This is a genomic window from Anoxybacillus dikiliensis (assembly GCF_050613275.1).
Lineage (GTDB): Bacteria > Bacillota > Bacilli > Bacillales > Anoxybacillaceae > Anoxybacillus.
The window spans coordinates 1-7,500 of sequence record NZ_CP187112.1 but is presented as its reverse complement, the minus strand read 5'-3'; the positions used below and the strand labels follow the sequence as shown (position 1 = coordinate 7,500).

The 7,500-nt window shown below is 39.7% G+C and carries 6 protein-coding genes (1 of these 6 only partly in view); all 6 read right to left on the bottom strand.

Annotation, left to right across the window (positions count from 1 at the left end; genetic code table 11):
- Nucleotides 1–1,372, bottom strand: partial view of a DNA gyrase subunit A gene (gyrA, locus tag ACPF7I_RS00030; RefSeq protein ID WP_430745487.1) — the 5' portion only. 1,085 nt of this gene lie to the left of the window's left edge; the window shows 1,372 of its 2,457 coding nt (coding positions 1–1,372); it begins with the start codon at nt 1,370–1,372; its stop codon lies off the left edge, out of view.
- Nucleotides 1,373–1,442: 70 nt separating this feature from the next.
- Nucleotides 1,443–3,359 (bottom strand): DNA topoisomerase (ATP-hydrolyzing) subunit B, encoded by a 1,917-nt coding sequence (gene gyrB / locus ACPF7I_RS00025; protein WP_430746017.1) that lies wholly within the window; start codon nt 3,357–3,359, stop codon nt 1,443–1,445.
- A 61-nt stretch (nt 3,360–3,420) separates the two neighbouring features.
- Nucleotides 3,421–4,536 (bottom strand): DNA replication/repair protein RecF, encoded by a 1,116-nt coding sequence (gene recF, locus ACPF7I_RS00020; RefSeq protein WP_430745488.1) that lies wholly within the window; start codon nt 4,534–4,536, stop codon nt 3,421–3,423.
- A gap of 15 nt (nt 4,537–4,551) precedes the next feature.
- A complete protein-coding gene (gene yaaA, locus ACPF7I_RS00015) occupies nt 4,552–4,764 on the bottom strand; it encodes a S4 domain-containing protein YaaA (RefSeq protein ID WP_042536408.1) in 213 nt (70 codons plus the stop codon).
- 98 nt (nt 4,765–4,862) lie between these two features.
- Complete coding sequence (gene dnaN / locus ACPF7I_RS00010; protein ID WP_430745490.1) at nt 4,863–5,999, bottom strand: DNA polymerase III subunit beta; 1,137 nt, start codon at nt 5,997–5,999, stop codon at nt 4,863–4,865.
- A 157-nt stretch (nt 6,000–6,156) separates the two neighbouring features.
- Complete coding sequence (gene dnaA / locus ACPF7I_RS00005; protein ID WP_430745491.1) at nt 6,157–7,500, bottom strand: chromosomal replication initiator protein DnaA; 1,344 nt, start codon at nt 7,498–7,500, stop codon at nt 6,157–6,159.

The following is a 7,500-nucleotide window of genomic DNA, read 5'->3' as shown; positions in this document are numbered from 1 at the left end:
GTTCATCAGCTAAAATGGCTTTTAAATGCGCAATGAGCTTCACTAGCTCCGCATATTCTTGTTCAATTTTTTCGCGTTCCAATCCCGTTAAACGTTGCAGACGCATATCTAAAATGGCTTGCGCTTGTTTTTCGCTTAACTGGAACTTCGTCATTAATCCTTCTTTCGCTACGTCTACAGTCGCAGATTGACGAATAAGCTCAATCACTTCGTCTAAATGATCAAGGGCAATGCGTAACCCTTCTAAAATATGGGCACGCGCTTCTGCTTTGTTTAATTCAAACTGCGTACGACGACGAATGACAATCTTTTGATGATCTAAATAATGTTGTAAACATTGTTTTAAGTTCAACACTTTTGGTTGACCGTCAACAAGAGCAAGCATATTAATACCAAAGCTTGTTTGTAAAGCTGTTTGTTTGTATAAATTGTTGAGCACCACATGGGCACTTACATCTCTTCTTACTTCAATAACGATGCGCATGCCGCTCCGATCAGATTCATCACGCAAATCCGTAATGCCCTCTATTTTCTTTTCACGTACAAGTTCAGCAATTTTTTCAATTAACTTTGCTTTATTTACTTGATAAGGCAATTCTCGGACAATAATTGTTTCTTTTCCGTTTTCTTTTTGTTCAATCTCTGCTTTCGCGCGTAATGTAATCGAACCTCGTCCTGTTTCATACGCTTTTCGTATACCGCCTCTTCCGATAATTTGCGCGCCTGTTGGAAAGTCTGGACCAGGCAAATACTCCATTAGTTCAGCAATGGTCATATCAGGATCTTTCATCAACTCTAATAAAGCATCAACGACTTCCCCGAGTTGATGCGGCGGAATGTTTGTCGCCATCCCGACCGCAATACCTGAAGATCCATTTACGAGTAAATTTGGAAAACGAGCCGGCAACACAATGGGCTCACGTTCCGATCCGTCGTAGTTATCTTGGTAATCAATCGTGTCTTTGTTAATATCCCGCAACAGTTCCATCGAAATTTTCGACATTCTTGCTTCCGTATAACGCATAGCTGCTGCGGCATCTCCATCAATTGACCCAAAGTTTCCATGACCATCAACGAGCATATATCGATAGTTAAAATCTTGTGCCATCCTCACCATCGTATCGTACACTGCTGCATCGCCATGTGGATGGTACTTCCCGATCACTTCACCGACAATACGTGCGGACTTTTTGTAAGGCTTGTCCGCTGTCATCCCTAAATCGTGCATCGCATATAAAATTCGGCGATGTACCGGTTTTAGCCCGTCACGCACATCAGGAAGTGCACGCGATACGATGACGCTCATAGCATAGTCAAGAAACGATGCACGCATTTCTTGACTAATACTTATTTCTTTTACACGTTCAGACATATAGACGAACCTCCCTTACTTAACAAAATAATAAAACGAGGGGAGGGTGAACAAACACTCTCCGACATGCTTAAATATCAAGATTTTTTACATACTTCGCATTTTCTTCGATAAACTGTCTACGTGGTTCTACTTTATCTCCCATTAAAATCTCGAACGTTTCGTCTGCTTCCATCGCATCTTGCAAACTCACTTTTAGCAACGTTCTCGTTTCTGGATTCATCGTCGTTTCCCAAAGTTGTTCTGGGTTCATTTCTCCAAGACCTTTGTAACGTTGAATAATCGGTTTTGGTTGTTCCGGTAAACGTCCTAATATTTCCTCAAGTTGTCGATCACTATATGCATACTCAATTCGTTTTCCTTGCTGAATTTTATATAAAGGTGGCTGAGCGATATAAACATAACCTTGTTCAATGACCTCGCGCATATAGCGGTAGAAAAATGTCAGCAACAGTGTACGAATATGCGCTCCATCAACATCAGCGTCTGTCATAATAATAATTTTATGGTAACGAGCTTTTGTAATATCAAACTCTTCTCCAATTCCTGTACCAAGAGCCGTAATAATGGCACGTACTTCATTGTTTGATAAAATTTTATCTAATCTTGATTTTTCAACGTTAATAATTTTTCCACGCAACGGTAAAATCGCTTGAAAATGACGATCACGTCCTTGTTTTGCAGAACCACCCGCTGAATCTCCCTCAACGACATACAGTTCACATATCGATGGATCCTTCGAAGAACAATCCGCTAATTTCCCAGGCAAACTTGATACTTCAAGAGCATTTTTTCTTCTCGTCAACTCTCTCGCCCGTTTAGCTGCTAGACGTGCCCGTGAAGCTAAAATTCCTTTTTCAACAATTTTTTTGGCGATTGATGGATTTTCAAGTAAAAACTTTTCAAATTGCTCCGCAAAAATAGACTCTGTCGCGGTGCGAGCATCGCTATTTCCAAGTTTTGTCTTCGTCTGTCCCTCAAACTGTGGAGACGGATGTTTTACGGAAATGATTGCCGTTAATCCTTCCCGCACATCCTCCCCCGTTAAATTGGCATCTTGTTCTTTAAACATATTGTTTTTTCGGCCGTAATCATTAATGATTCGCGTTAATGCCGTTTTAAAACCTAATTCATGTGTACCGCCTTCATGCGTATGAATGTTATTAGCAAATGAGTATATATTACTCGTATAGCCATCGTTGTATTGCAAGGCGATTTCAACTTGGATCCCGTCTTTTTCCCCCTCAATGTAAATCGGTTCCTCGTGAAGTGTTTCTTTCGTCCGATTTAAATGTTTGACGTATGAAGAAATTCCACCTTCGTAATAATATTCGTTGCGCCGTTTTTCGCCACGGCGATCTTCTAGCGTAATGCGAATCCCTTTATTTAAAAAAGCAAGCTCTCGTAAGCGATGTGCGAGCGTATCATAATCATACTCAGTCGTTTCTACAAAAATTTCTCGATCTGGTTTAAAATGAATGGTTGTCCCTGTCCGATCTGTCTCCCCTACAATTTGCAAATCAAAACAAGGCACGCCGCGCGTATATTTTTGATAGTGAATTTTTCCATCACGATGCACATATACTTCCAATTCTTCTGACAACGCATTTACAACAGATGCCCCAACTCCGTGTAAACCGCCAGACACTTTATATCCACCGCCGCCAAATTTTCCACCGGCGTGTAACACAGTCATAATTACTTCAACAGCTGGTCTCCCCATTTTTTCATGGATGCCAACAGGAATCCCACGGCCGTTATCGATTACTGTAATGCTGTTATCTTCTTCAACAATGACGTTAATTTCTGTACAAAATCCAGCTAACGCTTCATCAATGCTGTTATCAACGATTTCCCAAACGAGATGGTGTAATCCTTTTGGACCGGTTGATCCGATATACATTCCTGGTCTTTTTCGTACCGCTTCTAACCCTTCGAGAACTTGGATTTGGCTTTCATCATAAACGACTTGTTCTCTTTGTTCCATCGCCATTATTGATCACCTACGCTTTCCTTTTCGAACAATGCGTTCGAGGTTTATAGAAAAACTATCGTTTCATCATTTGTCCAGAGACAACTTCATACACATCTGCCTCACGAATGACGCGATGCTCGATCCCATCTATGCTCGTTGTCGTTACAAATGTTTGTACTTTGCCTTGGATAGCATTTAATAAATGCGTTTGGCGAAAATCATCAAGCTCTGATAGTACATCATCAAGTAAAAGAATAGGGTACTCGCCAATTTCCGAAAAAATTAAATCGATTTCAGCTAGTTTCAATGAAAGAGCTGTCGTTCGTTGTTGACCTTGTGAACCGAACGTTTGCACATCTTTCCCGTTAATCGTGAACGATAAATCATCTCGATGTGGCCCAATGAGCGTTGTACCTCGTTCTATTTCTTTTGTTTTTATTTTTGCGAACTTTTCGTTATACACTTCTACTATTCTCGACCATTGTTGCCCGTCTAATACATCAACTGAAGGACAATAGTGAATCCCTAGTTGTTCATTGCCCCGGCTAATTTCAGCATGGATTGGTTTAGCCCACGTTTGTAACAATTCAATAAATTCATATCTTTTTAGAGTGATTTTTGCAGCGAGCTCTACAAGCTGTTCCGTAAGCACATCAAGAAACGTTTCGTCCGTCTGTTTTTTCGACTGAAGCAGTTTCAAATATTGATTTCTTTGTTGCAACACTTTTTGATATTGTCCGAGCTCGTGCATATAAACAGGTGATACTTGGCCAATTTCCATATCGATAAAGCGTCTTCGAATTTGTGGGCTCCCTTTGACAAGGTTTAAATCTTCAGGGGCAAACATGACAACGTTCATATGACCAACGTAGCTGCTTAATTTTGCCTGTTCAATATAGTTTAATTTTGCTTTTTTTCCTCTCTTCGACACGATCAACTGTAAAAAAATTTGACCGTTTTTCTTTTCTACTTTACCTTCTATTTTAGCATAATCTTCTTCCCAACGAATTAAATCTTTATCGTTTGTTGTTCGGTGTGATTTCGCCATCGACAAGACGTAAATGGATTCCATAATATTCGTCTTCCCTTGAGCGTTTTCTCCTAAAATGACGTTTACATTATTTCGAAATTGCCAACAACCTTGCTCATAGTTCCGGTAATTTTTTAAAGTTAATTGTTCTAAAAACAAAGGTGCCTCCCGCCTTTACGAACGAATCGTAAATGTACCAATTGTTTGAATATGAACAACATCTCCTACTTTCAACTTCCGACCGCGGCGTTGTTCCCGTTCGCCATTGACGAGCACATCGTTTGTTTGTAAAAACCATTTCGCCATTCCACCTGTTGAAATGACGTTTGCTAGTTTTAAAAATTGTCCAAGCGTAATTGTTTCCGTTGAAATTTTTATTTCTTTCATGCCTCATCCGCTCACTTTCTATAAAAGTGTCCATTTTTTCATTGTACTAAAAAAGAAGGGGGAAGAAAAGGAAAGCTGCTAGATCTTCTAGCAGCTTTTTAGTATGTGCGTACAGGCAAAATTAATTGAAGCATAGAGTCGTCATGAAGTGGTCGAATGACGAACGGCCGCATGGCACCAGTAAAACTAATTTTAATTTCCGCCCCTTCTAACGCTTTTAATGCATCCATCATATATTTTGCGCTGAAAGAAATTTTTAATTCTTCACCTTCTACCTGTTCACATTGTACTTCTTCGACCACTTTTCCGATTTCAGGTGAGTTCGACGAAATTTCAACGACTTTGTCAGACAATGTTGATAAACGAACAACGTTATTTCTTCCTTCGCGTGCTAGCAATGATGCACGATCGATTGCTTGTAAAAACTCTTTTGTTTTAACAATCATATCTGTTTGGCTTTCTGTTGGAATTAACCGAGATGTATCTGGGTAGTTTCCGTCTAACAACCTTGAGAAAAACAATAAATGTTTTGTTTTGAACAACACTTGGTTTTCAGTTACGACAATATGAACAGGCTCATTTGATTCTTCGAGAATTTTATTTAACTCGTTTAAGCTTTTGCCTGGAATGACAATGTTGTAATACGCTTCTGATTCCGTTTCTACTTTTGCTTTCCGCATTGCTAGTCGATGACTGTCTGTTGCAGTACACATCAGTTCGTTATTTTCAATCCGCCAATTTACACCTGTTAAGATCGGGCGTGTTTCTGAGGTAGACACCGCAAATACCGTTTGGCGAATGACATGTTTTAGTAAATCAGCTGGTACTTTAAACATGTTTTCCTCTTGAATTTGTGGTAGCCGTGGATATTCTTCTGGATCCAATCCATTCAAATGAAATTCGGTTTTTCCGGAGCGGATCGTCGTGACGAATTTGTCTTTTACTTCGATTTCTACCGTTTCTTTCGGCAACTTACGAACAATTTCACTAAAAAATCGTGCTTGTAAGACAACGCTACCTTGGGTAATGACGTCTACAATGACTTGATTTTCCTCTTCAGCTGGAATGAATGATTCGATCGAAATATCGGAATCACTTCCTGTTAAAGTAACGCCTTGTTTCGAGGCAACAATTTTAATTCCAGTTAAAATCGGAATCGTTGTTCGGGATGATACAGCTTTCATCACATCTTGGACACTTCTCACTAAGTGGTCGCGATCAATAATAACTTTCACAAAGAAAACCTCCCTAACTTATTTATTATATTTTTTTAAAAAACTATTAATCGTAGTACTAGGTGGTGTGATTATGTGGATAAGTGAATAAAACAAAGGAAGCACAGACTATCCACATGTGGACAGACTGTGCACAAACATAAAGCAGTTATTCACATTATTTCAGCTTCTCCATAATTTCTTTCAATTGTTTTTGTAATTGAACGTCTGTTTGGATGAGTGCCGAAATTTTCTCGTGAGCATGGATGACAGTCGTATGATCACGCCCTCCAAATTCCTCACCAATCTTCGGAAGTGAGCAGTCTGTCAGCTCGCGCGAAAGATACATGGCAATTTGGCGGGGAAACGCAACTGATTTTGTTCGTTTCTTTGCCTTAAAATCTTCGAGCTTCAAGTTAAAATGCTCCCCAACAACGCGTTGAATGTCTTGGATTGTAATGACTCTTGGTTTGGAGCTTGGAATGATATCTTTTAATGCTTCTGCTGCTAAATCTGCGTTAATTTCTTTGTTAATTAAAGAGGAGTAAGCTACGACGCGAATGAGTGCACCTTCCAATTCACGAATGTTCGAATCGATTTGATTGGCGATGTACAACATCACTTCGTTCGGGATGTCGAAGCCTTCCGCCTTTGCTTTTTTACGCAAAATAGCAATTCTCGTTTCTAAATCAGGAGGAGTGATGTCCGTAATTAATCCCCATTCAAAACGAGAACGAAGGCGATCTTCTAACGTCGGAATTTCTTTTGGAGGTCGGTCACTCGATATGACAATTTGCTTACTTTCTTCATGTAATGTATTAAACGTATGGAAAAACTCCTCTTGTGTCTGTTCTTTTCCTGCAAGAAATTGAATATCATCTATTAACAGTACGTCCACGTTACGATATTTGTTGCGAAAATCATCTGGACGATTATCGCGAATGGCATTAATAAATTCATTTGTAAACTTTTCCGAAGATAAATAAACAACTTTTGCTGACGGATTATGTTCAAGAACGTAATGTCCGATTGCGTGCATGAGGTGCGTCTTGCCTAGGCCTACACCACCATAAATGAAAAGGGGGTTGTATGCTTTGGCCGGTGCTTCTGCTACTGCTAAAGATGCAGCGTGGGCAAAGCGATTGCCAGATCCAATGACAAAAGTGTCGAATGTATACTTTGGATTCAGCATACTCTGTGGAAATTCTGTTTGTTCGTCATCGTGTTTTCGCGGTTTGCTCGATGGTTTTAGATCAAATTCGTCTAGTGTTTGATGATTAGGGATTGTGCATTTAATTTTTAACTCTTCTCCGGTAATGTCATAGAGTGTCTGCTCAATGAGCCGTGTGTAGCGCGATTCGAGCCAATCTTTTGTAAATTCGTTTGGAACGGTAATAATAAGTATGTCGCCTTTTAGCGAATGAGCAGATGTCGATTTTAACCACGTTTCAAAGCTTGGTTTGCTAATTTTTTTCTCAATCTCGGCTAATGCTTTATTCCATAAGTCCGAAATATTTTCCAC